The 26,703-nt window shown below is 62.5% G+C and carries 25 protein-coding genes; all 25 read right to left on the bottom strand.

Features of this window, described 5'->3' with window-relative positions:
• Window positions 1-124 precede the first annotated feature (124 nt).
• Complete coding sequence (locus AC2D80_RS12560; protein ID WP_484633368.1) at window positions 125-1,240, bottom strand: glycosyltransferase family 4 protein; 1,116 nt, start codon at window positions 1,238-1,240, stop codon at window positions 125-127.
• A complete protein-coding gene (locus AC2D80_RS12555) occupies window positions 1,237-2,367 on the bottom strand; it encodes a glycosyltransferase (protein ID WP_484633367.1) in 1,131 nt (376 codons plus the stop codon). The genes AC2D80_RS12560 and AC2D80_RS12555 overlap by 4 nt, the downstream gene beginning before the upstream one ends.
• Window positions 2,367-4,250, bottom strand: a complete 1,884-nt coding sequence (gene asnB, locus AC2D80_RS12550) for an asparagine synthase (glutamine-hydrolyzing) (RefSeq protein WP_484633366.1) — start codon at window positions 4,248-4,250, stop codon at window positions 2,367-2,369. The genes AC2D80_RS12555 and asnB (AC2D80_RS12550) overlap by 1 nt, the downstream gene beginning before the upstream one ends.
• Window positions 4,251-4,295: 45 nt before the next feature.
• Entirely contained in the window at window positions 4,296-5,393 is a 1,098-nt protein-coding gene (locus AC2D80_RS12545; RefSeq protein ID WP_484633365.1) for a glycosyltransferase family 1 protein, read from the bottom strand.
• A gap of 101 nt (window positions 5,394-5,494) precedes the next feature.
• Entirely contained in the window at window positions 5,495-6,370 is an 876-nt protein-coding gene (locus tag AC2D80_RS12540) for an NAD-dependent epimerase/dehydratase family protein (RefSeq protein ID WP_484633364.1), read from the bottom strand.
• Window positions 6,357-7,793, bottom strand: a complete 1,437-nt coding sequence (locus tag AC2D80_RS12535) for a flippase (RefSeq protein WP_484633363.1) — start codon at window positions 7,791-7,793, stop codon at window positions 6,357-6,359. The genes AC2D80_RS12540 and AC2D80_RS12535 overlap by 14 nt, the downstream gene beginning before the upstream one ends.
• A complete protein-coding gene (locus tag AC2D80_RS12530) occupies window positions 7,793-9,121 on the bottom strand; it encodes a glycosyltransferase family protein (protein WP_484633362.1) in 1,329 nt (442 codons plus the stop codon). The genes AC2D80_RS12535 and AC2D80_RS12530 overlap by 1 nt, the downstream gene beginning before the upstream one ends.
• 95 nt (window positions 9,122-9,216) lie before the next feature.
• The gene (locus AC2D80_RS12525) at window positions 9,217-9,765 is read right to left on the bottom strand and encodes an acyltransferase (protein WP_484633361.1); all 549 of its coding nucleotides are present in this window, start codon (window positions 9,763-9,765) and stop codon (window positions 9,217-9,219) included.
• Between the two features lie 22 nt (window positions 9,766-9,787).
• The gene (gene asnB / locus AC2D80_RS12520) at window positions 9,788-11,674 is read right to left on the bottom strand and encodes an asparagine synthase (glutamine-hydrolyzing) (protein WP_484633360.1); all 1,887 of its coding nucleotides are present in this window, start codon (window positions 11,672-11,674) and stop codon (window positions 9,788-9,790) included.
• A 3-nt stretch (window positions 11,675-11,677) separates the two neighbouring features.
• Window positions 11,678-12,682, bottom strand: a complete 1,005-nt coding sequence (locus AC2D80_RS12515; RefSeq protein ID WP_484633359.1) for a class I SAM-dependent methyltransferase — start codon at window positions 12,680-12,682, stop codon at window positions 11,678-11,680.
• On the bottom strand, window positions 12,679-13,866 hold the full coding sequence (locus tag AC2D80_RS12510; protein ID WP_484633358.1) for a DegT/DnrJ/EryC1/StrS family aminotransferase: 1,188 nt from the start codon (window positions 13,864-13,866) through the stop codon (window positions 12,679-12,681). The genes AC2D80_RS12515 and AC2D80_RS12510 overlap by 4 nt, the downstream gene beginning before the upstream one ends.
• A complete protein-coding gene (locus AC2D80_RS12505; RefSeq protein ID WP_484633357.1) occupies window positions 13,863-14,864 on the bottom strand; it encodes an NAD-dependent epimerase/dehydratase family protein in 1,002 nt (333 codons plus the stop codon). The genes AC2D80_RS12510 and AC2D80_RS12505 overlap by 4 nt, the downstream gene beginning before the upstream one ends.
• A 28-nt stretch (window positions 14,865-14,892) precedes the next feature.
• On the bottom strand, window positions 14,893-15,987 hold the full coding sequence (locus tag AC2D80_RS12500) for a DegT/DnrJ/EryC1/StrS family aminotransferase (RefSeq protein ID WP_484633356.1): 1,095 nt from the start codon (window positions 15,985-15,987) through the stop codon (window positions 14,893-14,895).
• A gap of 4 nt (window positions 15,988-15,991) precedes the next feature.
• The gene (locus AC2D80_RS12495; protein WP_484633355.1) at window positions 15,992-16,579 is read right to left on the bottom strand and encodes an acyltransferase; all 588 of its coding nucleotides are present in this window, start codon (window positions 16,577-16,579) and stop codon (window positions 15,992-15,994) included.
• Between the two features lie 9 nt (window positions 16,580-16,588).
• Window positions 16,589-17,536 carry a Gfo/Idh/MocA family oxidoreductase gene (locus AC2D80_RS12490; RefSeq protein WP_484633354.1) on the bottom strand — a complete coding sequence of 316 codons (948 nt, stop codon included), beginning with the start codon at window positions 17,534-17,536 and terminating at the stop codon, window positions 16,589-16,591.
• A gap of 11 nt (window positions 17,537-17,547) precedes the next feature.
• Window positions 17,548-18,846 carry a nucleotide sugar dehydrogenase gene (locus AC2D80_RS12485; RefSeq protein ID WP_484633353.1) on the bottom strand — a complete coding sequence of 433 codons (1,299 nt, stop codon included), beginning with the start codon at window positions 18,844-18,846 and terminating at the stop codon, window positions 17,548-17,550.
• Between the two features lie 7 nt (window positions 18,847-18,853).
• Window positions 18,854-19,393: a dTDP-4-dehydrorhamnose 3,5-epimerase gene (gene rfbC / locus AC2D80_RS12480; RefSeq protein WP_484633581.1), complete on the bottom strand. Its 540-nt coding sequence runs from the start codon at window positions 19,391-19,393 to the stop codon at window positions 18,854-18,856.
• Between the two features lie 8 nt (window positions 19,394-19,401).
• Entirely contained in the window at window positions 19,402-20,301 is a 900-nt protein-coding gene (rfbA, locus tag AC2D80_RS12475) for a glucose-1-phosphate thymidylyltransferase RfbA (protein WP_484633352.1), read from the bottom strand.
• 6 nt (window positions 20,302-20,307) lie between these two features.
• Window positions 20,308-21,201 carry a dTDP-4-dehydrorhamnose reductase gene (gene rfbD, locus AC2D80_RS12470; RefSeq protein WP_484633351.1) on the bottom strand — a complete coding sequence of 298 codons (894 nt, stop codon included), beginning with the start codon at window positions 21,199-21,201 and terminating at the stop codon, window positions 20,308-20,310.
• The gene (rfbB, locus tag AC2D80_RS12465) at window positions 21,198-22,286 is read right to left on the bottom strand and encodes a dTDP-glucose 4,6-dehydratase (protein WP_484633350.1); all 1,089 of its coding nucleotides are present in this window, start codon (window positions 22,284-22,286) and stop codon (window positions 21,198-21,200) included. Before rfbB ends, rfbD begins: the two co-directional genes overlap by 4 nt.
• Window positions 22,287-22,359: 73 nt before the next feature.
• On the bottom strand, window positions 22,360-22,566 hold the full coding sequence (locus AC2D80_RS12460) for a zinc-finger domain-containing protein (RefSeq protein WP_484633349.1): 207 nt from the start codon (window positions 22,564-22,566) through the stop codon (window positions 22,360-22,362).
• 10 nt (window positions 22,567-22,576) lie between these two features.
• A complete protein-coding gene (locus tag AC2D80_RS12455) occupies window positions 22,577-23,515 on the bottom strand; it encodes a branched-chain amino acid transaminase (protein ID WP_484633348.1) in 939 nt (312 codons plus the stop codon).
• A gap of 39 nt (window positions 23,516-23,554) precedes the next feature.
• Window positions 23,555-23,974, bottom strand: coding sequence for a glycerate kinase (locus AC2D80_RS12450; RefSeq protein ID WP_484633347.1), 420 nt, complete (start codon window positions 23,972-23,974; stop codon window positions 23,555-23,557).
• 74 nt (window positions 23,975-24,048) lie between these two features.
• Window positions 24,049-25,455, bottom strand: a complete 1,407-nt coding sequence (gene radA / locus AC2D80_RS12445) for a DNA repair protein RadA (RefSeq protein ID WP_484633346.1) — start codon at window positions 25,453-25,455, stop codon at window positions 24,049-24,051.
• 58 nt (window positions 25,456-25,513) lie between these two features.
• Window positions 25,514-26,563 carry an NAD(P)H-dependent flavin oxidoreductase gene (locus AC2D80_RS12440; protein WP_484633345.1) on the bottom strand — a complete coding sequence of 350 codons (1,050 nt, stop codon included), beginning with the start codon at window positions 26,561-26,563 and terminating at the stop codon, window positions 25,514-25,516.
• Window positions 26,564-26,703 lie beyond the last annotated feature (140 nt).

Genomic DNA, 26,703 nt, shown 5'->3' with positions numbered 1-26,703 from the left:
TGGGGGTGTTAGAGGGCAGGCAATGGGTGCTTTCGCGTTTGGCTGGCCAGTTGAGCCGGCCTCCTCGCTGCCCGGATGGTGGTGTTGGTGAGTGCCTGCGTGAAGGTCGGCATGGTGTCACACATCAGCTGTCTTTCCCCCCCTGTAGTCGTGAATACATTGCCCGCAGTTTCTCCTCTTCGATTGTCCAGTTAAAGCGCTCATAAACAGCTCTCCGACCGTTCTCGCCCATCAGGCGAGCTTTCGAGGGCTGCCCAAGGAGGATGTCTATGGCGCTCGCGATATCTTCTGGTTTAAGTGGGTCTACGCAAATTCCACAATCGGCGCCGGATACGATGCTGCGCCACAAGGGGAAGTCTGACGCGATCACGGGAATACCAGCGGCCATATATTCAAATAGTTTGATCGGCAGGGCCTCGAGGTAGTTGGCTGTTGGATGAAGCGTAACGAGTCCAATGCGCGAACGGGCCAATACGCTCCGTACACCTTCTCGATCTTGCCTGCCCCAATAGGTGACATGACGCCATGCCTCGCTTCGCTTGATCTCATCCTCGACAGCAGTCTCAGTAAATTCGCCCACCAAATGTAAGTGAGCGGGTTGTTTACAGATGGCGATAGCTTTGGTGATCTCCCGAATCCCACGTATCGGCGCAATACCGCCAACATAGCAGATATCTACAGGACCACGCTGACTTGTTAGTGGCGCATCCAATTCGCCTAACAGCGGAAAGTTATTCACATCGACGGTATTCGGTGCAAGGGTCAAAAACTTGTCCCTGATCGTTGGCGTTGCTGCAACAATCCCGTCGATACGGGAGCATACGTGATTTTCGTAACGTGCATAAACCCAGGAGATCAGTCCTCGTAAGGGCTTTGGCAGGTAATGCTTCGAGAGAATCTGTTTGGGAACATCTTCGTGGGCATCAAACAGGACGCTGTAACCGTTGCGCTTGAGTGGCGCGCACAGAGTGAGCAACTCTGGGTCGTGGAGATGATAAACATCGGCCTTTAGTGCAAGGGCGGCTGTCAGCAGGCGCTTGCGAGTCTGCAACATTCTCGACAAACGACTCTTGGATGAGCCTACGTCCACGATCTTGACGGCATCGATTTCTTGTGGGCCCAGCCCGTCCGCGACCAACAACGTGACTTCATGTCCCATCCGGGCGAGACTGCGGCACTCCTTCAGAAAGATGCGCACATCATCCCTGGAGTGAGCCGACGTGACATGAACCACTTTCACTTGAGAAGTCGCTCCACAGTGGCGCATATACGTTTAGCGTCGTGCTCAAAACCCAGTGCTGGCGCAGCACGGTCGGACGCAGCTTTCAGTCGGCGCACGTCTCCAGCATTCAGTTTTTGCAATCGTCCCCCAAGATCGGCTGGATCAAACGAGTCTGCAACGACGCCACAACCATATTGATCGGCCAAGGCCTTCATTTCCGGTGAAGGGCCTATTGCCACGCCCAATCTTGCTTGAACGAATTCAAAGAACTTATTGGGGAGTGCGAATCGGTAGTTGAAGCTTGTGGGAGGGAGTAGGAAGACGCCAATATCGTAGGGTTGCAAGGCATTGCAGATGTCGGGCATCGATACAGGAGGTCGAAACTGTATCCGCGGGTCCCGCGCAGCGCGCTGATTAAGAGAGGCTAAGTACTCAGGTTCCGTCGGGACGAGCATTAGGTCCAGGGTAAAGCGCTCATCCAGTGATTTCATCATGTCGAGCATGCATTCGAGTCGACGAACCCGACTGGCTACTCCGTGATGTATCAACCGAATCTTGTTATCTTGTACGGTGGAAGCCTGTAGTCCTAAATGCATTGGCGCATTGTGAACCACGAAGGGCTTCACACCGTATCGCGATGCATAAGCCTCGGCGATCCCAGCGCAAACCGTCGACATCGCAGCACATCGCGGCAGATACTTCTCACAAAGATAGTCCGTGTAGCGCTGAAATAGCACACGCCATAGCCATTGATCTTCATATTCGCCGGGTGAGTACTCGTGTGCATCGAAGTAGACGGGCGTGTTTGCGCTCGACAGTGAAAGTGCAAGCGGCAGTGTGGGCAGATCGTTGGCGATAATGAGATCGACCTCTAGACTCTGCAGTGAACCTGCCGCATGACGGACTTGAGGCAGCATCCAGTAGAAATCCTCGAATTGTCCAACCAACAATCGAGAGCCCCAAACCAGCTTCTTGAGCAACGGGGTGGGGGGCTTCACAATCGGGACAAATCGACCCTCGAATGTTGGGGAAGATCCGTAGCCGGCGACTGTCACCTCATGGTTCTCTTCCAACAACCGCACCTGACGCATGACGCGCGGATCGCTGGCGACGACTGAGAACGACAAGATAAGAATCTTCTTCATCAAAGGAACTGCTGGTGCCAGCGGATGAAGTTGATCCAACGCCAGACCTGCCACGAAAAGGCTTGTCGGCCAGCAAGAATGGCCTCGAACTCGCGCACGACAGCCGACTGGTCGAGGAACGGTATTCTGATGTCCTCAGCCAGCCAATCGCGTACTGTGTCGGCCATTGCGAACAACCAAGCTTTCTCTGGTGTCTGGAAGCCGATCTTGTCGCGGCGATCGAGAATTTGGTCGGGGACGATGCCGCGCATGGCAGCGCGAAGCACAGACTTCGTTTCTCCCGTGGCGGAGATCAAGTAGTGCTCGGGCATTGACAGCATCAACTCGGTCTGATCGAGCGTCAGGAAGGGGACGCGGCTCTCGATGGAGAAGCGCATTGAATTGCGGTCGCCGTGCCGCAGCAAGCTGGCAAGGCCGCGGCGATTGAGTGAGAAAGCCAGTTCGGCCATGAGGCGGCGACCGCGCACGTCGAGTTCAGGTCGCTGACGTGGGTGCCTCAAGCTTACGCCCCCCTCGGTCAGGGCAGTGGCGCGCAACCACTGTGGCAATGCGGGGCGTCCGTCGAAACGACGCAGCAACTGGTACAGGTCTCCATCGATGGATTCCGCCGCCAGCAACTTCAACCCCTGCAAGCGGCTGCGACCTGGCCATTGAGACCATGACTGCAGGAATCGCCAGGCCGCCAATGGCCCCTGGGTTTCATACAAACTGCGCAGCCGCGGCCCCGGGTAGCCGTTGTAGCCTGCGAGTAGTTCGTCCGCGCCTTGGCCATCCAGCGTGACAGTGATTCCATGCTCGCGCGCCAGTTGGTACACGCGGTACTGCGCGTAAATGCTGGTGCTGCCGAAGGGCTCACCCTGGACTCGGATCATGTCGTCGATGTCACGCGCCAGTTCCTCCTCACTGACGACCACTTTGTGAGCTCGGGCATTCACATGGGCATTGACGAGGTCCACCCAGCGTTCTTCGTTGTCAGGGCTACCGTGTGCTACATAGCTGAAGGTGTGGATGTCCAAGTCGGGATCCACATGCCGCATGGCACACACCACGGCAGACGAGTCCACGCCACCCGAAAGCGCGGCACCCAGTGGAACATCGCTGCGCAGATGGAAGCGAATGCTTTGCAGAAAGTGTTCACGGACGAGTTCGACGGCCTCGGCAAAAGGTATCGCCTTGCCCTCAGTCACAGAAGGAATCCACCAGCGCCTCAGTTCGGGGGCAGGCCTGCCTGCAAGCTTCACCACCAGCAGGTTACCTGGCTGCAACTGTTGCACCTCTTGATAGAAGGTGTCCTGCGTGCTGTCGTAGTCGCCATGCACCAGGTAGTCGTAGGCGCGTTGCCAATTCAGCGTTGGTCTGGAGCCCCTCATTGCGAGCAGGGCGGGCACTTCCGACGCGAATTCGAACGAACTTAGGGAAACGGCGTAAAAGAAAGGTTTGATGCCGAAAGCATCGCGGACGCAAGTCAACGTGCCTGCCGCGCGATCAAGCACCACAAAGGCGAACATGCCTACGAGACGCCTCAGGCAAGACTCCCCCCACGTGGCCCAGGCGGCCAGCAGCACTTCGGTGTCAGAGTCGGTGTGGAACGCCAGCCCCTTGCCGATGAGCTCTCGGCGCAACTCGCGGTAGTTGTAAATCTCACCGTTGAAAACGATGGAATAGCGACCTGCATCGCGGTGCATGGGTTGCAAGCCGCCGGCGGAAAGGTCGATCACAGACAGGCGAGCATGGCCAAGCACGACCTGCCCGGCAGATACCGGAAAACTTTCCAGCTGATGCGCATCAGGGCCACGATGCTTCAATGCATCCAAGCCGCTTTGCATCCGGCGGCGGGCACCTTGGTCAGGTTCGGTCAGAAGCGCACCTAGTATTCCGCACATGTCGGGCGTCGAATCTCTCTGGTAAGTACTGGTTCGGGTCGGCGTTCAGGCACGGTTCCGTGCCTGCAAAGCCCTCAAGTAGTCGCCACGAATTTCGTTCGCGATTCGTATCGGGTCATGCCAGCGCTCCACGTATGCACGGCTGCGGTGTGCCAGCGCCAGGAGCTGTTCCCGCGGCATGGTGATAGCCATGCGCAGATCGTACTTGAGTGTTTCCAGTGTGATCTTCAGAATGGGCAGCTCCGCGCGCATCTCACGCGGTATGAAGTCCAGGTCTTCTTCCCTGATGTAGGCCATGACCGGCTTGCCCAAGGCCATGACCTCAACTGCCAAACCACCGTACCACCCTGCATGTACCTGATCGATCAGGAGATCGATCTGCTCGTACTGCCGTCGAGCGGCCTCGTGCGACAGACCTTCCACGAGCACCAGTTCAAACTCCAGGCCCTCAGCAGCCAGCTCGTTCAGGGTGGCCAGGATGAAGTCGGTTCCTTTGACTTTGCGGTTGCTGGGTGCGTGGCCAATGCGCAGCGGGCGGTTCTGCGTCTGCGTGTACACGGGCACCCAGTCATCGAGGAAGATGTGCGAATAGGGCACGAAACGTGCGCCTGGGCCTAGCACATGCAATAGATCGGGATTGACCGCGTAGACCTGATCGCAGTACTTCGCCATGCGTCGGATCATTCTCTGCTTGAGCGCGTCACCCTCGGGGCTGTAGTAGCCTACTTCCACGTATTGGGCGATCGAATGGCGAAACCGCGTCAGCGAAGCCGCCCCTTGCCGGGCATCATCACCCTGGTAGTGCACAAACATGGGTCGCCTGAGCAGACGATACACATTCAGCTCCAGCAGGCAAAGCGCGTGCAGATAGGTTGACGTAACCAAGCGCCAGAGCCTGGCCTTCAAGGTCTTATCAGCGCTACTGAACATCGGAATGGGATATGCCCACCCGGAGCCGTAGTTGAAGTGAATTACATCGCTTCTGCGCGCTACCTGTGCGATTGCCCGCCAGCGCTTCCACTCGCGTTTGAACAAGCCATCGCCCGGATTCCAGATCGTGCGGGTGGATGCGTAAGCAAAATAGTTCTGAAGAAAAATCCACGACTCGCTGTCCAGGCCCAGTGCGCGCAAGCTTTGGCTCAAGCCCTGAGGATTACCACCCACGGAAGTGGGTAGGTGTACAACGCGCAATGGCTGTCCAGTCTGGTTGGGGTTCGAGGCAACCTTCGCCGAATGCTCCGACTTCACAGCAAGTCTCTCAAACCTTCGTCCAGACGAACCCTGGGGTGATGCAAGGCGGCCCGCATGGCCGAAATGTCCCCCACCATGTCGGTCGGCACGCCGGGGCTTTCGGCGTAAACGCCGCGCGCACCAGTGAGGCTTTCAATCTTCTCGCACAGGCCACGCAGCGAGATGATTTCATCGCCTGCGATGTTGTACGTCGCACTGTCATTTCGGGCCAGGCTGGCAAGCACCGCAGCGGCGGCGTCAGATGCGTGAATGGGATTGATCGTCAGGCCATGTGGCCCGGTCAGGTTGATTGGCCTGCCCTCCCGCACACTATCGACCAGGCGCGGGATGAGCATGGAGCGGTTCTGCCCCTTGCCGTAGATGAAAAAGAAGCGCAGAACGGACACCTGCAGATGGCTGGCATAGCCCTGTGTCAACACCTCGCCGCACAGCTTGCTGCCGAGGTAGTAGCCGAGTTGCCCGCCTGGGGTGAGTGGGGAATTCTCGTGAAAGACACCACTGCCCCCACCGTACACGCCCCCCGATGACGCGTAGACAAACCGGCGAACGCCAGTGCGCCACGCGTAGTCCAGCAGTTTGGCGGTTGAAGCTACGTTGACGGCGAACACATCCAGAGACTTTTGCGGTACTTCGCGGAAGTGAGCGGACTGCGCCAAGTGAACGATGCTGTCGATGCCCTGCGTCGGAAGCAATCCCGCGTCCCAGTCGGTACTCAAATTGACAAGGTGGTATTGCACGTCCGGCAAAGGCGCTGTCGGTAGCCGACGCACCAGAGCATGTACCTTGCGCGTTCGGGTAGCTAATTCCAGAAGGTGGCGTCCCAGAAGCCCATTGGCACCGGTGACAAGAATCGGTCTATCGTGTGACATGAAGAACTCTCCGCCAGGGAAGCACGGCGCTACACATCAATGCACATAGCGCCATCAGGGACGCACGTGATACGACGCTTAGTGCCCATGGCGCCTGAAGCCATATGCCGGCCAAGCAAGTACCTACTGCCAGCAGCACGAAGGCAAGTACAAGAAGTTTGCCCCACGGCATTGGCAGAGGATGCAGTTGCTGCGTGTAGTAGGCGTAGCTCCCTGTCAAGAATAGATAGGACAAACTTGTCGCTATGGCTGCACCCAGCGCACCCATCGACGGAATCATCAATAGGTTGAGTACTAGATTGAGCCCAGCGGCGAGCCAAGACAGTTTGGCGAACAGCTGAGGCCTGTTCGCAAGAGAAATCCCCAGCGCGGTTACTTGCATAGAGGCTTGTAGCACCAAGCCAAGCGCGAGAGTTGACAGCGGCAAGGCGGCACCTTGGTATACGTTTGGCATCAAAAGTGCCATCAATTCCTTTGAGAAAAGCGCGATGGCACTACCAATGATCAGCATTCCGCTGCTCAATGCGAGCAACACATCCACGTAGAGCTGGCGGTAGGTTTGTGGATGGTCAGCCCGGAACTTGATCGCCACAGGGCTCCATGCCTGGCCGAAGGCCATGGTCAAGAACAACATGACCGTGGCGAAGCGAAACGCCACTGAGTAAATCCCTACCTCTTCAACGGTGGACATCGCGGCCAGCAACCAACGGTCAATGGAGCCGAAGAGCCAGAACGCGAGTCCGGCATAGATGAACGGATGGCCAAAGCGCACCAAAAGCCCGGCCAGTTTCGGGTCGAAGCGCCATTCAATATCTCGACGGACACAGTACAACGCCAGCGGCACCGCCAGCATGGCAGTCAAAGCCTGCGCTGCCACCAGACCATTGATGCCGAGGGCCAGCCAAGTCACCGCGAGAACGCCGGCAATCGCCGTCAGAACGCGAGATACCAGCGCAACACCCAGAAAGCGCCAGGGCGCCATCTGCAGGCGGATAACGTCAAGCAGGTATTGCACAAGCTGGTTGGCCACCATCAGCACGATGGCCGCCACCATACCGATCAGGCCTAGGGGGGACAGCCACTCACTGAGGCGGTCGCCGTAACCAGCCAACATAAAAAGGGCCAAGATTGCAGCAACCAAGAGAAACGTTGCCTGCGCGGCCAGCCCAGATGACACCAGGGTCGGTCGTTGTTCGGGCGCGATCTGTGAATCCCAGTAGAAACGGTGCAGGGCGTTGTTCAGCCCGCAATTGGTGACGATCCCGAGCAGGGCCGTCCCAGTCAGGATCAGCTCCAAAGCCCCAAACTCGGTCGGCGAGATGGCAGTCGCAATCAGCGGAAACGACAGAAATACAACCACCTTGGAGGCGAAGTCCGCGCCCCCGTAGATGGCCGAGTCCCTGGCCAGGCTGCGAAAGACCATCAGTCAACGATCCGGTTGCGAACCAGCGGGTGCACCACTTTCGGCGCACCCAGATTGCGCTCGCCGGTCAATGGGTGGTACAGGTTGATCAGGGAGTCCCGTTGGCCGTAGGCGTAGGCAATAACAGCCTCGAATAGAAACACCCCGGCTTTCAGGTCGTGGTATTTCTCCGCATACTGGCGCGAGGCCTCGCCCAGCTGGCGGCGTAGTTCTGGGCGCGTGACCAACTTACGAAGTACGTCGATCAGGTTCTCCGGTGACGCCGATACGATGGGACATTCGTCGAAGTAGGACCAACGGCGCCACGGGCCCACGTAGTCTTCGTCCTCAAGGTTGCAGACCACCGGCAGTCCGCTCGAGAGACCTTCCAGCCCATTCAGGCCGTGGCCTGTGCAAATCAACTGTTCAACGAGGATGTCCGCCTCCTCGGTGAGGATTCTGCGCACCTCGGAGTTCTGCATGCGCTCCACCAGGCGTAACTCGACCTGGAGGCCCTCTTCTTGAAGGCGCTTCACGGCGTCAATGACGAACTCGGTCCCTTTGAAGCCTCGATGGTTCGGTGCGTGGCACACCAGCACCCTGCCGTTGTGACCGTCGCCATCGCCAAGCGGCGTCAGGCGATGCCAGATCTGCGTATCTAAGAATATCTGCGATGGGACGAGCACATCCCAGCGTCCGTAGCCATCCGGGCCCATTACCCCGGGAATGAATACATCTGCATGCTTGATCCAATAAGAAACCTGCGCCTGGATTGCATCTTGCTTTCGAGCTGCATCTGGATACGAGCTGAGTAGACCATGTAGCAGAGCCACGGAGCGTACTTCGCGGTAAACGTAGCCGTCTGCTCCATAGGGCATAACAACGATCTTTTTGCCTGCGAGGTGAAGCAGTGGGGCTTGAAGACGCCAAAGGGGCGTGCCCCCCAGAAACAGCCCCTGACATGTGATGAACACAATGTCGAAGTGCCTTAGCACGTATAAGAAACCCAGATAGGGCCACAGCCGCGATGGCCAGCGCGAGTACTGTTCAGAAAGCACCCGGTCCCAATCATCCCTCCGGTTGATAACGCTGTAGTAGTCCGTGACAAACGCTTCAGCAGAATAGCCCGCCCCTCGCATAGCCTTCGCCCAATAACTGTTACTGATTATGGGAACGCTACCGAAGAAGAGACGGGGCTTGGATGACGCTGCTGCATTGTTTCCTCTCACAAGTAGCGTGTACACCGCAGCCATAACGAACAGTGGTGCCAAGAGAAAAACTACTGCTCTCTTCACCAGAGAGATCAGCTTCGTCCACACGACAAGAAGAGGTTCTGTAGGAGTCTGCATGCTATATCGACTGTGCGAGATCAACGTCTGTTGATCCCTATGAGTCGGCTGCAACGGGCTTTCGTTGTGGGATGACTTTCTAAGCGCTACGCCACTCAGGCGCCTTGAGCGGGGTTCACTACAGGGCCGATACACCGTGCTGGCGTACCCCACGCTTTCATGCCGTCAGGAATGTCTTGGTTTACGAAGCTATTTGCTCCTATCACACAACCAGAACCAATCTTGACTCCCTTGCTGATGATGGTGTTCGGACCGATGTAGCAGCGATCACCTATGGATACAGCCTGGCGCTCAATGGCCGCCTCGCCGCCAGTTGTCGCCCAAGCAACAGTATCGTGTGTGTAGATCTGCACGCCCGCGCTGATTGAGCAATGAGCTCCGATGGACAACCCTCCCGACCCGTCTAACACGGTGAAGGGGCCTATCCACGTGTGGGCACCGACGCTGACGTTGCCGAGAACCAAAGCGCTGTCGTACACACTCGCCCCTTCACCGAAGCCCAAGTGCTTAGCCTTGGCCCAGCGGTCGCTCAGATAATCTCCGGTTGGAAGAGCACGCTGCCATTTCAGTAGCACAGCGTCCCGCTCAGCGGCAAGCTCTGCTCTCAAGTCATCTAACAGTGCACGGGATGGAGCTTGTGACATGTCGTCTTCCGCAGGAAGTTGCTTATGGCCCAACCTCGGAGTCAGAGAGCCATTGGTTGATCGAAAGAAGCGACCAGATCAGCAGCCGTCGGTTCTGTTGGCCTGACAGATGTTCCTGGACAAGCGTATGCACGCTTTTAACATCCAGTAACTCATAGAGGGGCGCTCTATGGTCGAGTAGTTCTCGTTTCACAAACTCGATGCTGTCGCCCTTGAACCAGCTGGCATCCGGCGATGAGAACCCTTGTTTTTGCGCTTGTGTGATTTCGATCGGGATATAACGCGACATCATGTCGCGCAGGATTTGTTTTCCGTCGTTTGTCTTCTGGAAATAACGTCCAGACTTGTCTCCGGGCTCGTTCTCATTGAGTCGAACCACATCCGCCAAGTTGTTGAGCTTGAGGTTGACAGGGCATTGCATAGCAAACTCCACAAGATCGTTGTCCATGAAGGGGACACGCGCCTCAAGGCCGTGAGCCATGCTCAGCTTGTCCTCAACCACAAAGAGTCCATGCAGAAAGGTTTTGGCCTCGAAGTAAAGTGAATGGTTGATATAGTCCTCAGGCCTGTCGAGTTCGTTATCGTGAGTCAGGAACACATCGCGAAAGATGTCTCGTGTCCAGACGTGCTTGACGTCACTCCAAATGGGAGCGAATACCTTTGCGAGCACGGTGTTTGGTAGCATCCGCTGCCAAAAGCCGTAGTACTGGTCGATATAGTGCTCGAAGTCTTGGTTGAGGACCGCTCGGTAGTAGCGCCACGGATATCCCCCAAACAGCTCGTCACCGCCGCCGCCCGAGAGAACAACTTTCACGAACTTGCTGGCAAGTTTGGCCGCGTAAAAGTTCGGGTAGCTTTGACCGACGCGTGGTTCTTCGAGGTGGTACGCCAGACTTGGAAGACACCGCTCCATATCGCCAGCCTTGAGGACCATTTCGTAGTGCTCGGTCTTGAAGCGCGCAGACATAGCTTCCGCCTTGTTGCGCTCATCAAATGCCAGTTCAATGCCAGATGCCGAGCTGAGGTCGAAACCGCACGTGAACGACTTTAGGTTGGGAAAGGATTGCGCTGCAACAGCGGTTATCGAGCCGCTATCCATGCCTCCCGAGAGGTAGGCGCCCAGCTCTACGTCGCTCACCAGCTGGCGGTTGACGGCTTGGCGAAAAAGCCGATCAAGCTCTTCGACGTAATCTTGCTTGCGCCCCGGCACCTCTGGCTCGCGAAAGCGGTAGTCCCAGTATCGGTGCCGCTGAAGAACAGCGCTTGGACTCGTCAGGTCAACTGTCGCGAAATGGCCGGCCGGCAGCAGATGAATATCCTGCAATAACGTACGGTCAGTGAAGATATTCTGAAAAGTGAAGTATTCGAGTAGGGCTGGTTTGTCGACCTGGCGCCGGAAGTTTGGATGTGCCAGTATCGCCTTCTGTTCGGACGCGAACAGAAGGCGATTTCCTTGCTGCGCTACGTAAAGAGGTTTGACGCCATAACGGTCGCGTGCAAGTAGGAGTCGCTTCTCCTTTCGGTCCCACAAGGCCAAAGCAAACATTCCGTTGAGGCGTGTAAGCACCCCTGAACCCCAGTGTGCCAGCGCATGTAACAGCACCTCCGTATCAGACTGCGAGCGAAACCAAAACCCTGCTGCTTGCAGTTCGGCGCGAAGTTCGCGGAAGTTATACACCTCCCCGTTAAAGGTTATGACGTAGCGGTGGTCGGTGCTCATCATCGGTTGATGCCCGCCCGGCGATAGGTCAATGATGGCTAGACGCCGATGTCCAAATCCAACGGGACCCTCTATCCAGTGTCCTTCGCCGTCGGGGCCGCGATGCGCTATGGCATCCGTCATGCGCTGCAAGACAGCTGGCGAGACTGCGTCGCCATTCAACTCGATCAGACCAGCAATCCCACACATGCTTCAGGTCTTTCGAGCGATGACTGTGATACCGGCATCCTCGATCACTTCCCGCTCGATCAGCAGGCCGCTCTCCTCACACCATGCCCTCACCTGTTCCGGCGACTGGCGCGCGGCGTTCACCGGAGCGTACCAGTCGAAGTTGATGTGGTTCATCTCATCAAAGCTGAGGTCGGGGTGGTAGAACGCTTTGGCGACATGCCAGTAGAACAAGCGCTGGACATTGACCCGGCCTGCTGGAATGCCGAGCAGGTCAATTTCCTGAGGGATGTCGATCTCGGTATTGAGCTTGCCCAACGCTACGCCAAGTTGGGTGAGGGGCTCCATCGCACGCCATGCGTCTTGCGGTGCCATCGATTGCAGCTTGTCCCGGATGTAGTCATCCGTGAATTCGCGAACCGGCCCTTTCTTCTTGTAGACATAAAAGAGAAAGCGCCCGCCCGGTTTGAGAAGGCGAGCCAACGCCTTTAGTGCCTTTTCAGTGGAGTCCGTGTGGTGAAGGACTCCCTCGGAAAGGATAAGGTCTACGCTGGACGGTTCAAGAGGCAGATTGGTGATGTCACCCTGCATGAACCCGCCCGCGAAACCCCGGCTGGCGAATCGTTGGGCAGCCACATCGACTGCTTCAGACACGTCCACGCCGAGGTAGCGGATGCGGTGCAGGATCGGACTCAGCAACTCAAGGCCCGACATACCAGCGCCGCAACCCGCATCGATGAGCAGTGGACGCTCACCATGTTCGTTTAGCCAGGAAGCCTCGGCCAAGTTCCCATAGCGCTCCACGAGCCATTGCCTCATTCGAGCCAACGATTGCGGGGAATCGAAGGTATCCACCTTCTTCCATTTGAACCCGAACGATTCCTGCGTCTGCGCCTGACTGGCGGTGATAAGGTCGCCGCTTCGGAGAATGCCATCGCGCACCACGAACGGTTGCCCACCCAACTGGTATCCCTTGCCCTCCGAAAGCTCGTTCAAGCAAAGCAACTTCAAGAGCCACTCGGGCGTCATAGGAATTCCTCGTTTCGCACTTTCTCGATGACATATGCCTGTTCGCCCTCGCTCATGCCATGAAACAACGGCAGCGAAATGCTGCAATCGTTGGCTATGCGGGCGTTGGGAAAGTCTTGTGGATTCAGGCCGTACTTCTCTCGGTAGAAGGACAACATGTGTACGGCGTGCGTGGCCGGTCGGGTGGAGATGCCGGCACGTTGCAGCCGATCCATCCACTCATTGCGCTGCGTGTTGACTCGCTCGACGGAACCAGCGTTCAAAGGTTCAGGATGGAACAGGCAGGGGTAGCTCTGGTACCCGTGACCAAAGCCCTCCAGCCGGGCGGGGGCGGTAAGCCAAGACAGTTGGGCGAAAGCGTCGTCGTAGATCGCGGCAAGCCGTCGGCGCTCGGCCACGATGGCCTCGGCCCGGTCCATCTGCGCAGATCCCAAAGCGGCCTGCAGGTCGGTCATGCGCTGGTTGTAGCCAGCGTCGGGGTGGTCGGCCAACAGGTATGGGCGGGCACCCATGTGGCGCTGCAGATCGGTCATGGCCGCGCCATGGTCGCGCAACCGGCGTAATTTCTCGGCCAGCGCATCGCTCTGCGTGGTGATCATGCCGCCTTCACCGGTGGTGATGGCCTTGCGGGGGTGGAAGCTGAAGCAGCCGGTGTCGCCGAAGGTGCCGACGTGCTGCCCTTGGTAGGTGCTGCCGAATCCGCATGCGGCGTCTTCGACAACCCACAGGTCATATTCCTTGGCCAGGGACATCAAGGGCGCCATGTCGACCGCAAGCCCGAACAGATGCACCGGCAGGATTGCCTTGGTTCTGGGCGTGATGCAGCGGCGCAGCGATTCAAGGTTGAGGTTGAAGGTCTCTAGATCAATGTCGCAGAACACGACTCGGCCTCCCAGGTGCTCGACCACGTTGGCCGTGGCCACCCAGGTGAAGGCCGGCACGATGGCCTCATCGCCCGGGCCGAAGCCCAGCGCGGCCAGAGACAGGTGCAGTGCGGTGGTGCAGGAGGTGACGGCGATGGAGTGCTTGGCCCCGGTGAAGGCCGACCACTTCTCCTCGAATTCCCGAACCTTAGGGCCCTGCACCAGCCAGCCTGAGCGCAGGGGTCCGAGCACGCTCAGCATCTCCTGCTCCAGCAGGGTGGTGCGCGCGATCGGGACGTTCATCTTTGCGTCCACATTCATGCCGGCAGCCCTACCGCGGTTCGACGTGCCGCCACCTCGGCCTTATGAGACGCGCGCCATTCGATGAGGCGGCGCAACCCTTCATCAAGATCGATCTGCGCGGTAAAGCCGATCTCTTCAGTGGCCTTCTTGGGGGAGCCGATGCGATTGCGAACCAGTGTGGCCTGGCTGCGCGGCGCGTAGCGAATGGGTTGCTTGCAGCCGGTGAGCTCGATCAACCTTTCGGCCAGCTCCTTCAGCGACGTGCGTCGGCCAGTGCCCACGTTGTAGAAGCTGTCCACCGTGTCGGCCTTCATGGCGCACACGTTGGCCAGTCCGCAGTCTTCCACCGCGACGAAGTCGAAGGCCTCTGAGCCATCGCCCATGATGGTGGGGCTCTCACCTTTGTCGATGGCGTCTAGCATCTTCATGATCACGGCGATGTAAGCGCCGTGATAGTCCTGCCGCGGGCCGTATACGTTCATGTAGCGCAAGCCCACGAAGTTCAGGCCATACCGATGGTGGTAGGCGCGCATCATGGCCTCGCCGGCGATTTTGGTGGCGCCGTAGAAGTTCTGGTTGTTGAACGGATGACTTTCGGTCATCGGCTCCTCCACCGCATCTCCGTAAACCGAGGCCGAGGATGACCACACCAGTCGCTTGACCCCCTTGGCCACGCAGGCTTCCATTACGTTGAAGGTCCCTCGCACGTTCACATCGAACGCGGTGCGCGGGTACTCATGGCATTGCAGCAACCAGAGGGCTGCCAGGTGAAACACCCCATCGGCACCCTCGAAAGCCGACTGCAGGATGTCGGTCTGCATCACATCGCCGCCGACGTCGTAGATGCGAACGCGTGGGTCCTTTAACGCCTCGTTCAGGTTCTCTCGGGTGCCGCGCACGAAGTTGTCATAAATCAGGACTTCGCCGATATCTTCCTTGAGCAGTCGGTCAACGGTATGCGAACCAATGAGGCCTGCGCCTCCCACCACCACGAATCTCTTGCCTCTGACGTCCATGTGAACTCCTCGTTGAATGTGATTTGGCTCAGGCCGCGCACAGAGCGGACTGCAGTGCGTTGACCACGCGTGTTTGGGTGGCCTCGTCAAGCCCGGGATGCATGGGCAGACTCATCACGCGTTGAGCGATCAAATCGCCAATTGGCAGGCGGACCGATGGATCGGCCACGGCCGGCTGCTTGTTGAGTGGAATGGGATAGTGCACCGCCGTGGGAACACCAGCTTGCTTGAGAGCCGCAATCACGGCATCGCGGTTGTCTACCTGGATGGTGAATTGCGCCCAGGCACTGAGGTTGTGGGGCTCGATGTGTGGCGTTCTGTGGATACCGCCGGCGTGCAGGAGCCGTTCGTACCGCGCAGCCACTGCTTGGCGTAACGCCACTTCTTCGTCCAGTACGCGCAGCTTGGGCAAAAGAATCGCTGCCTGAATCGTGTCAAGCCGGCTGTTCACGCCCACGCGCACATGGTGGTAGCGCCGGTCCTGGCCGTGGCGAGCGATCTGCCGCATGACCTTGGCCAGTTCATCGTCGCTGGTGAAGATGGCGCCGCCGTCGCCATAGCAGCCCAAGGGCTTGCTGGGGAAGAAGCTGGTGCAGGCGATCTGGCTTAGGCTACAGCTTTTGCGGCCTTTGTAGGTCGCACCAAAGCTTTGCGCGGCGTCTTCGATCACGGGGATGCCATGGCGGGCGGCGATGGCGTTGATCGCGTCGAAATCGGCGCACTGGCCATACAGGCTGACCGGCACGATTGCTTTGGTGGCGGGCGTGATCGCTGACTCGATCAAGCGGGGATCGAGGTTGTACGTGCGCTCATCAATATCGACATACACCGGCTTCGCGCGGAGCAGGGCCACGGTTTCGGCGGTCGCGATGTAGGTGAAGCCCGGCGTGATGACTTCGTCGCCTGGGCCAATGCCCAGCGCCATCATGGCGATCTGCAGCGCGTCGGTTCCGTTGGCCACGGTGATGCAATGGCGAGCGCCGACGTAAGCGGCTAGCTTGTCTTCCAGTTCGGCCACTTCTGGCCCCAGGATGTATTGCCCGTGGTCAAGCACGCGCTGGATACCGGCGTCGATGTCGGCTTTCAGCCGTTGGTACTGGCTTTTGAGATCGATGAATTCCATGCCTTCAAGCCTCCAGTCGGGTGAGGGTCGTCCCAGACAGTCGATAGCGAGCGCCGGTGTGTGCGCACGTGGCTTCGCCGCTGCCCTGAACCGGCAGGTTCAGCCGCTCGCCGAACTCGCTCATCCAACCGGTTTGGCGACCAGGTACGCCGGTGACGATGGCAAAGGCCGGGACGTCGCGGTTGACCACTGCGCCCGCACCCACGAACGCGAACTCGCCAATCGTGACGCCGCACACCACCGTGCAGTTCGCGCCCAGCGTGGCGCCCCGCTTCACGAGCGTGTTGCGGTACTCGTCCTTGCGCTCAATCAGGGCGCGCGGGTTGTAGACGTTCGTGAAGACCATGCTGGGTCCGCAGAAGACGCCGTCTTCCAGCGTCACGTTGTCGTAGACGCTGACATTGTTCTGAATCTTGCACCGGTCGCCGATGACCACGCGATTCCCGACAAACACGTTCTGCCCGAGCGACACGCCCGCGCCAATGCGCGCCCCGGCGCACACGTGCACGAAGTGCCAGACTCGCGATCCCGGCCCGATGGTGGCGCCTTCGTCCACGATGGCGCTGGGGTGGATGGTGACATCGGCGAGCATCTCAGGGCCTCAGGCCAGCGCCGGCACAAAGGGATGCACCTCGCCGTGGCTGCCCCGCTGCACGGCGGCGGTGCGGATGCCATGGACGGTCTCGATGCAATGCCGCGCGTCGGCCAGGCCATAGCCGCGCCCGGCCAGAATCTCCCGGTAGCTCGTGGTGTGCAGGTCGGTAAACCCTTCGGAAAACTCCAGCTGTTCGCCGCTGATGTCAATGTTGCGAAACGTGGTCTTCTTGCCCTTGACCTCGTCTGGCAAGTCGTTCGCGTCGATCGACAGGAACCACCGCACCCGCGCCCTCTGGTACTCCAGGTAGCCGGCCGCTTTGAGTTCCCCGCTGTGGTGGACCACGCTGCGCTTGAGGTCGCCAAAGATGAAGTGCAGCATGTCGTAGAAGTGCACCCCGATGTTCGTGGCCACGCCGAACGACTTGCGCGGATCGCCTTTCCAGCTCTCAAGGTACCACTTGCCGCGCGAGGTGATGTAGGTGAGTTCGACATCAAACACACGGTCCACCGGCGCTGCGGCCACCTTGTCACGCAGTTGCCGGATGGCGTCGTGGTGGCGCAGCTGAAGAATGTTGTAGACGCGGTGCCCGGTCTCGGCCTCGATCCGGGCCAGTTCGTCCACCAGTTCGGGCGTGGGGACCAGCGGCTTCTCGCAGATGACGTCGCAGCCCAACCGCAACCCCGCGGCGATGTGCGCGTGGTGCAGGTGGTTGGGCGAGCACACCGCGGCGTAATGCAGGGCAGTGTCCGGGTGGCGCCGCAGCTGGTGGCCGCGCTCGAGGAAGCGCTCGAACTCGGTGAAGAACTCGCTCTGGGGCGAAATGCTGTCGATGATGCCGACCGAGTCGTTGATGTCGTAGGCCACGGCGAGGTGATGGCCGGTGTCCTTGATCGCCCGCATGTGGCGGGGAGCGATGTAACCGGCGGCGCCGATCAGGGCGAAGTTTTTCATGAATGTCGTGTTCACAGGCGGAAAACAGTGAAACCCTGAGCGGCGGCTGCGTGGCGGTCGTAGAGGCTCTTGAGGTCGCCGAGCACGGGCGTCACCCCCGGCCGGCAGAGGCCGCGCAGGGCTGCTGGATCCAGGGCGCGAAACTGCTCGTGACCGACGGCCACGATCAGGCTGTCCACCGGTGCGTCAGGCCGCAACTCGCCCAGCGTGATGCCGTACTCGTCCTTCACTTCCTGCGGGTCCGCCCAGGGATCGGCGACCACCACGTTGACGTTCCAGCCCTGAAGCTCTCGGACCAGGTCCGCCACTTTGCTGTTGCGGATGTCGGGGCAGTTCTCCTTGAAGGTGATGCCCATCACGCCGACGGTGCTGCGGGGCACGTCGATGCCGTTTTTGAGCATGCGCTTGATCACGTTGCGCGCCGCGTACCGGGCCATGTTGTCGTTGATCCGGCGACCCGCAAGAATGACCTGGGGGTTGTAACCGACCTCCTCGGCCTTGTGGGTCAGGTAGTAAGGGTCAACGCCGATGCAGTGACCGCCCACCATGCCCGGGCGGAATGGCAGGAAGTTCCATTTGCTGCCGGCGGCCTCCAGTACCTCCAGTGTGTCGATGCCCAGACGCTCAAAGATCACCGACAACTCGTTGACGAGGGCGATGTTCAGGTCGCGCTGGGTGTTCTCGATCACCTTTGCGGCTTCAGCCACCTTCAGGCTGGTGGCGGGGAAGGTGCCTGCTTCGATGATGCTGCGGTACAGCGTATCCACGGCCTGGGCCACCGCCGGCGTGGAGCCGCTGGTGATCTTCCGGATCTTGGTGAGCGTGTTGACCTTGTCGCCTGGGTTGATGCGCTCCGGGCTGTAGCCGCAGAAGAAATCGCGGTTGAACACCAGCCCCGATTCGCGCTCCAGCACGGGCACGCACACCTCTTCGGTGCACCCCGGGTAGACCGTGGATTCGTAAATCACCACATCGCCCGCTTTGAGGGCGCGTCCCACGGTTTCGCTGGCCTTGACCAGCGGTGTCATGTCGGGCCGATTGGCCCGGTCCACCGGCGTGGGCACCGTGACGATGAAGATCTGAGCCTTCCGAAGGTCCGCTGCGTCGGCGCTGTATCGGAGGTGGGTGGCCTGCGCCAACTGCTCGGACGTGCATTCCAGCGTGTGGTCACGGCCCGCTTGGAGCTCGGTGATACGCCCTTGGTGAATGTCGAAACCGATCACCGGGCGTTGCCGTCCGAACTCCACCGCCAGCGGCAGCCCGACATAGCCCAAGCCAATGACGGCGATGGTGGCTTGATCAAGATTCATGCTTTGCTTATTCCATTTCCGAAAGTGACGTCGCCGCCAGATCCTTCCCCGAAAGTACCGGCGGCCCCGACAGCGGCCAACGGACACCGATGGCCGGATCATCCCAGCGAATACTGCGCTCCGCCTGCGGCGCGTAGTACGCCGTCGTCTTGTACAGAAAATCCGCGCTCTCGCTCGTGACCAGGAATCCGTGCGCCAGCCCGGGCGGAATCCAGAGTTGGCGGTGGTTGTCTTCGCTGAGTTCGACCCCGACCCACTGTCCGAAGGAGGGCGAGTCGCGGCGGATGTCGACGGCCACGTCGAACACGCTGCCGCGCACCACGCGCACCAGTTTGCCCTGCTCGTGGGGGGGCAGCTGGTAGTGCAGCCCGCGCAGCACGCCTTGGGCCGAGCGGCTGTGGTTGTCCTGCACAAAGGAGACGTTCAGCCCGGTGGCTTCGTTGAAGGCCTGCTGGTTGAAGCTTTCGAAGAAGAAGCCTCGGGCGTCGCCGAACACCTTGGGTTCGAGGATGAGCACGCCGGGGATGGCGGTCGGGGTGACCTTCAGGTTGCCGCTCATGCCGCCCCTCCTCCAAACACACGGTCGTTGAGCAAGCGCAGCAGGTACTGCCCATAGCCGTTCTTTTTCAGCGGCTCGGCCAGGCGCTGGAGGGCGGCGCTGTCGATCCAGCCGTGGCGCCAGGCAATTTCTTCGGGGCAGGCGATCTTCAGGCCTTGGCGGTGCTCGAGGGTGGCGATGAACTGGCCGGCGTCGAGCAGGCTGTCGTGGGTGCCGGTGTCCAGCCATGCGTAGCCGCGCTGCATGATCTGCACGTTGAGGCGACCCCGTTCGAGGTATGCCTGATTGACCGAGGTGATCTCCAGTTCGCCGCGGGCGCTGGGTTTGACCGCGCGGGCGATGTCCACCACCTCGGCGTCGTAGAAGTAGAGGCCGGTGACGGCGTAGTTGCTCTTGGGCTGGGCCGGTTTCTCTTCGATGCTGGTGGCTTTGCCCTGGGCGTCGAAGGCGACCACGCCGTAGCGCTCGGGGTCGGTCACGTGGTAGGCGAACACGGTGGCGCCGTTGGTCTGCGCGTCGGCGTCGCGCAGCAGGGTGGCGAAGTCGTGGCCGTAGTAGATGTTGTCGCCCAGCACCAGCGCGCTCGGGCCGTTGCCCACGAAGTCGGCACCGATGAGGAAGGCCTGGGCCAGACCGTCGGGGCTGGGCTGGACCGCGTACTGCAGGTTCATGCCCCAGGCGCTGCCGTCGCCAAGAAGCTGCTGGAAGCGGGGGGTGTCCTGCGGGGTGCTGATGATGAGCACGTCGCGGATGCCCGCGAGCATGAGCGTGCTCAGCGGGTAATAGATCATGGGCTTGTCATACACCGGCAGCAGCTGTTTGCTGATGGCCAGCGTGGCCGGGTGGAGCCGGGTGCCGGAGCCGCCGGCGAGGATGATGCCTTTGCGTTGCGTCATGGCGTCTCAGGGGGTGAGGGTGGTGATCAGCATGCGTTCCACGCCGGCCTGCCAGGCGGGCAGCCGCAGGCCAAAGGCGCGTTCGAGCCGCGACGTGTTCAGGCGCGAGTTGAGCGGCCGGCGGGCGGGCGTGGGGTAGTCGGCGGTCGGGATGGGCTCGAGCGCGGTCAGTCGCCAGCCGAGGTCGGGCCGCAGGCGGCGCGCGGTGTCGATGGCAAAGCGCGCGTAGGCATGCCAGCTGGTTTCCCCCGCGGCGGCGGCGTGGTACAGCCCGGCCTGGCTGGGGTCGTGGCGCACCGCGCGGATGGCGTGGGCGGTGATGTCGGCCAGGAGATCGGCCCCGGTGGGCGCGCCGATCTGATCGGCCACCACGCGCAGCGTCTCGCGCTCCTGGGCCAGCCGCAGCATGGTCTTCGCAAAGTTCTGGCCGCGCGCGCCGTACACCCAGCTGGTGCGCAGGATGAGGTGCGTTGCGCCGCTCGCCTGAATGGCGGCTTCACCGGCCAGCTTGCTGCGGCCGTACACGCTCAGCGGTCCGGTGGCGGCGGTTTCGTCGCGCGGGTGGTCGCCGCTGCCATCGAACACGTAGTCGGTGGAGTAGTGCACGAGCAATGCGCCGCGCGCGGCGGCCGCGCGGGCGAGCTCGCCGGGCGCCGTGGCGTTGACCGCGTGGGCGAGCTCGGGCTCGCTCTCGGCGCGGTCGACCGCGGTGTGGGCGGCGGCGTTGACGATCACGTCCGGCGCCACCTCAGCCACCAGCGCGCCCAGCCCCGTGGGGCGGGACAGGTCGGCGGCGCTGGAGTGCTGGCGGTCCAGCGCGATCAGCTCGCCCAGCGGCGCGAGGCTGCGCTGCAGTTCCCAGCCGACCTGGCCGCTGGCCCCGAGCAGCAGGATCTTCATGCGCGCTGGTCGGCCCGGGGCGCGGCGCCGTCGTGGTACTGCCGGCTCACCCACTCGCGGTAGGCGCCACTCTGGACCTCGGCCACCCAGTCGGCGTTGTCCAGGTACCAGCGAACGGTCTTGCGGATGCCGGTTTCGAAGGTCTCCGCCGGGCGCCAGCCCAGCTCGCGCTCGAGCTTGCGGGCGTCGATCGCGTAGCGCCGGTCGTGGCCAGGGCGGTCTTTGACGTGGGTGATCTGCGTCCGATAGGACTGGCCGTCGGCGCGCGGCTGCAATTCGTCGAGGAGTGCGCAGATGGTGTGCACGATCTCGATGTTCGGCTTCTCGTTCCAGCCGCCGACGTTGTAGGTCTCGCCCAATCGGCCTGCCTCGAGGACGCGACGGATGGCGCTGCAGTGGTCGCGCACATACAGCCAGTCGCGGATCTGCAGGCCGTCGCCGTACACCGGCAGCGGCTTGCCGGCCAGGGCGTTGACGATCATCAGCGGGATGAGTTTCTCCGGGAAGTGCAGCGGTCCGTAGTTGTTGCTGCAGTTCGTGGTGAGCACCGGCAGGCCGTGGGTGTGGTGCCACGCGCGCACGAGGTGGTCGCTCGCGGCTTTGCTGGCGCTGTAGGGGCTGTTGGGTTCGTAGGGGTGCTGCTCGGTGAAGGCCGGCGCATCGGGCGCCAGGCTGCCGTACACCTCGTCGGTGCTCACATGGAGGAAGCGGAAGGCCGCTCGCTCGGGTTCGGGCAGGGCGCTCCAGTGCGCGCGCACCGCCTCGAGCAGCCGGAAGGTGCCGACGATGTTGGTCTGGATGAAATCGTCCGCGCCGTGGATGGAACGGTCGACGTGGCTCTCCGCAGCGAAGTGGAGCACCGCGCGCGGCCGGTGCGTGGCCAGCAGACCCGCCACCAGCGCGCTGTCGCCGATGTCACCCTGCACGAACACGTGGCGCGCGTCGCCGTCCAGCGACGCGAGGTTGCGCCGGTTGCCGGCGTAGGTGAGCTTGTCGAGGTTGACGACCGGCTCGTCCCGCTGCGCGAGCCAGTCAAGGACGAAGTTGCTGCCGATGAAGCCGGCGCCGCCGGTGACGAGGATCACGTTTGCTTTCTCCCTCCGTGTGGCCCCGTCGCTGCGTGGCCGGTTGTCGTGAGGCCCGGGGCAGCGGGCAGGCTCAGTGGCCGTGCGCCACCGGTTCGCCCGCGGCGAGGCGGTACACGGTGCCGCAGTACGGGCAGCGCGCCTCGCCGGTCTTGGCCACGTCGAGGTAGACCCGCGGGTGGCTGTTCCAGAGCTTCATGTCGGCCAGCGGGCTGGGGCAGAACACGCCGCCGTGGGCGTTGAGATCGCGGGCCTTGAGTTCGACAACGGACTTGCTCATGCCGGATTCCTCAGACGCGGGTCAGCCAGTGGGCGTACTTGGGGTTGCGGCCGTTGACGATGTCGAAGAAGGCGGTTTGCACCTTCTCGGTGATCGGGCCGCGGCTGCCGGCCCCGATCTCGATGCGGTCGAGCTCGCGGATCGGCGTGACTTCGGCGGCGGTGCCGGTGAAGAAGGCCTCGTCGGCGATGTAGACCTCGTCGCGCGTGATGCGCTTCTGCACGATCTCCAGCCCCAGGTCCTTGGCGATGTGGAAGACGGTGTTGCGCGTGATGCCGTTGAGCGCGCCGGCCGACAGATCGGGCGTGTAGATCACGCCGTTCTTGATGACGAAGAGGTTCTCGCCCGCGCCTTCGGAGACGAAGCCGGCGGAGTCCAGCAGCAAGGCCTCGTCGTAGCCTTCGTCGGTGGCTTCCATGTTGGCCAGGATGCTGTTGGTGTAGTTGCTCACCGCCTTGGCCTGCGTCATGGTGATGTTGACGTGGTGGCGGGTGTAGCTGCTGGTCTTGACGCGGATGCCGCGCTTGAGGCCTTCGTCGCCCAGGTAGGCGCCCCAGGCCCAGGCCGCGACCATCAGGTGGATGGTGTTGCCCTTGGGGCTCACGCCGAGCTTTTTGTCGCCGATCCAGGTCAGCGGGCGCAGGTAGCAGCTCTCCAGACCGTTGACGCGCACCACCTCGCGCTGCGCCTCGTTGACCTGCTCGGGCGTGAAGGGAATCTTCATGCGCAGGATCTTGGCGCTGTTGAACAGCCGCTCGGTGTGCTCCTGCAGGCGAAAGATCGCGGTGCCATTGACCGTGTTGTAGGCACGCACTCCCTCGAACGCGCCGCAACCGTAGTGCAGCGTGTGGCTCAGCACGTGGATCTTGGCGTCGCGCCAATCCACCAGCTGGCCGTCCATCCAGATCTTGCCGTCGCGATCGGACATCGAGGGGACGATGGGGCTCATGGGGTTCCTTTGCTCTGCGTGCCGGGGAAAACCGGCATTCTACGGCGCCACCGGCGGGTCTTCGGCGCTCTCGCCGGGGCGTTGCAGCCGCCAGTCGCGCAGCCGCCCGGCCACGAATCGAGCCTCCACAAAGGAGCCGCCGGCGTCGCGCCAGCGCCAGACTTCGGGCTCTTCCCCCTCGGGCGTCAGGCGTTCACCGAGCGCGCGGGTGAGCGCCACCACATCGAGCATCGCCTGCCCGGCCTTCAGGCGGGCGTTGAGCATCACCGCGCTGTCCACGTGCCCGATCGGCCGGTCGGCCGCGCGGCGGATCACCGTCATCAGCCGGGTCACGTGCAGCAGCAGCCACATCACCAGCCCGCCCGACACCGCCGCCACGCCACCCCAGCCGTAGGCGCGGTGCGCCCACACCAGCAGCGCGGCGGCCAGCACCGCCATGAACACCCGTCGCATCACCATGCCTGTGGTCTCCCGAAATTGACTGTTTCTGAGTCTGTGTCTGACGCTGTGGGAAGGGTCGATGGCCGCGCCGCTCAGTCCAGGCCGCGCACCCGCTGCAGCGCTTCCTCGATGCGGTCCACGCCGATCACCTCCAGGCCCTCGAGCGCCTTCGCATCGCTTTTGCGCGGCAGGTTGGCGCGCGGCACGATCGCGGTGGAGAACCCCAGCTTGGCCGCCTCGCGCAGGCGGTCCTGGCCGCGCGGCGCCGGCCGCACCTCGCCGGCCAGGCCCACCTCGCCAAAGGCCACCAGCCCCTTGGGCAGGGGCTTGCCGCGCAGGCTGCTGGTGATGGCCAGCATCACCGCCAGGTCCGCCGCGGGCTCGCCGATCCGCACGCCGCCCACCGCGTTGACGAACACGTCCTGGTCGAGGCAGGCCACGCCGGCGTGGCGGTGCAGCACGGCCAGCAGCATCGCCAGCCGGTCCCGCTCCAGCCCCACCGACAGGCGCCGCGGGCTGGGCCCGCCGTCGTCCACCAGCGCCTGGATCTCCACCAGCAGCGGCCGCGAGCCTTCCAGCGTGACCATCACGCAGCTGCCGGGCACCGGCTCGGCGTGCTGGCTGAGAAAGATGGCGCTCGGGTTGCTCACACCCTTGAGGCCTTTGTCGGTCATGGCGAACACGCCGATCTCGTTGACCGCGCCGAAGCGGTTCTTGATGGCGCGGATCAGGCGGAAGCTGCTGTGCGTGTCCCCTTCGAAATACAGCACCGTATCGACCATGTGTTCCAGCACCCGCGGACCGGCCAGCGCGCCTTCCTTGGTCACGTGGCCGACCAGCACGATGGCCGTGCCGCTGGCCTTGGCCGCGCGCGTGAGGTGGGCCGCGCACTCGCGCACCTGCGCCACCGAGCCGGGCGCGCTGCTGAGCTGTTCCGAATAGACGGTCTGGATCGAGTCGATCACCGCCACCGCCGGCCGCACGCTGTCCAGCGTCGCCAGGATCTTCTCCAGCTGGATCTCCGCCAGCACCGGCACCTGCGAACCTTCCAGGCCGAGCCGGCGCGCGCGCAACGCCACCTGGGCGCCGCTTTCCTCGCCGGTGACGTAGAGCGTGCCGCGGCGCGCGCCGGGCGCGGGCGCCGCGCTCTGGCGCTGCAGGCTGTCGAGCGCCTGCAGCAGCAGCGTGGACTTCCCGATGCCGGGGTCGCCGCCGATCAGGACCACGCCGCCTTCGACGATGCCCCCGCCCAGCACGCGGTCGAGCTCGTCGTGGCCGGTCGGGGTCCTCGCCACGTCGCGCGCCTCGATGTCGGCCAGCGGCGTGACCTCGCTGCTGCGGGCGAGCGCCGCGAAGCGGTTCTTGCCACCCGCCGACGGCGCCTCCGCCACGCCTTCGACCAGCGTGTTCCAGGCCTCGCAATGCGGGCACTTGCCCAGCCAGCGCGGCGTGGTGCCGCCGCAGGCGTTGCAGGTGTAGAGGGTTTTGTCTTTGGCCATGGCGGGGGTGGGTGGGCGGCGCGCCCGGCATGGGCCGGGCGGGGCGGCGTGACGCGGCTCAGGCGGCCGCGAAGCCGCGCGCCAGCGCCCGCACGATCTCGGCCGCCGGGGCGCGTCGCACGCCGGCCGTATTCTGCCCGGCCCACAGGGGCGAGCAGTCGCCCCGGCCTTGCGCCTCGAAGTGGGCGCGCAGCGGCGCGATGGCCGCCGTGGCCAGCGGGAAGTCGGGCGCGGCCGGGTTCATCGGGCCGAGCGTGTGCATCAGGCGGTTCACGATGCCGCGCGCCGGCCGGCCAGAGAACAGCGTGGTCAGCGCGGTGTGGGCCGCGCCCGGGCCGCGCAGGGCGGCGCGGTGCACCGCGCTGGTGGTTGCCTCGTCGCAGTCGAGGAAGGCGGTGCCGACCTGCACACCCGCCGCTCCCAGGGCCATCGCGGCGCGCACCCCGCGCTCATCGGCGATGCCGCCGGCCGCGATCACCGGCACCTCCAGCGCGTCCACCAGCGCCGGCACCAGCGCCAGCGTGCCGGTCTGCCGGCTGAGGTCGTCGCTGAGGAAATGGCCGCGGTGGCCGCCGGCCTCCAGGCCCTGGGCGATCACCGCGTCGGCCCCGCGCGCCTGCAGCCAGCGCCCTTCCTCGACCGTGGTGGCCGAGGACAGGACCACCGCGCCCCAGGCCTTCACCCGCGCCAGCAACGCCGGCTCGGGCAGCCCGAAGTGGAAGCTCACGACCGGGGGGCGGAAGGGTTCGATGACCGCCAGCCCGGCCGCGTCGAAGGGCACCCGCCCGGCGCCTGCTGGCACCGCGGCCAGATCCACGCCGGCCTCGGCCGCCAGCGGCGCCAGCGCCGCCCGCCAGGCTGTCTCGCGGGCCGGGTCGGGCGTGGGCGGCGTGTGGCAGAAGAAATTCACCGCCCAGGGGCGCGTGGTCCCCGCGCGCAGCTCGCCCAGGGCCCGGGCCAGCGCATCGGGCCCGAGCATCGCCGCCGGCAGCGAGCCCAGAGCGCCCGCGTGGCTGCAAGCGATCGCCAGCCGGGCGTCCTGCGCCCCGGCCATGGGCGCCTGAATCAGTGGCCATTCGGTGCCCAGCAGGGCGCACAAGGAGTTCATCGGGCGTACATTTCCATCGGGTGGCGCGGGCCATTTTGGCCGGCAGGGGTGACCGGCGTCCACGCGCCGGAGGACCGCACGATACCCCCACCACGCCCGCACCGCACCGACACCCGACCTCCACGAGACCCATCCCGACC

The organism is Hydrogenophaga sp. T66 (assembly GCF_057219855.1).
The sequence above is the reverse complement of the archived record's forward strand: the minus strand, read 5'-3'. Positions and strand labels throughout refer to the sequence as shown.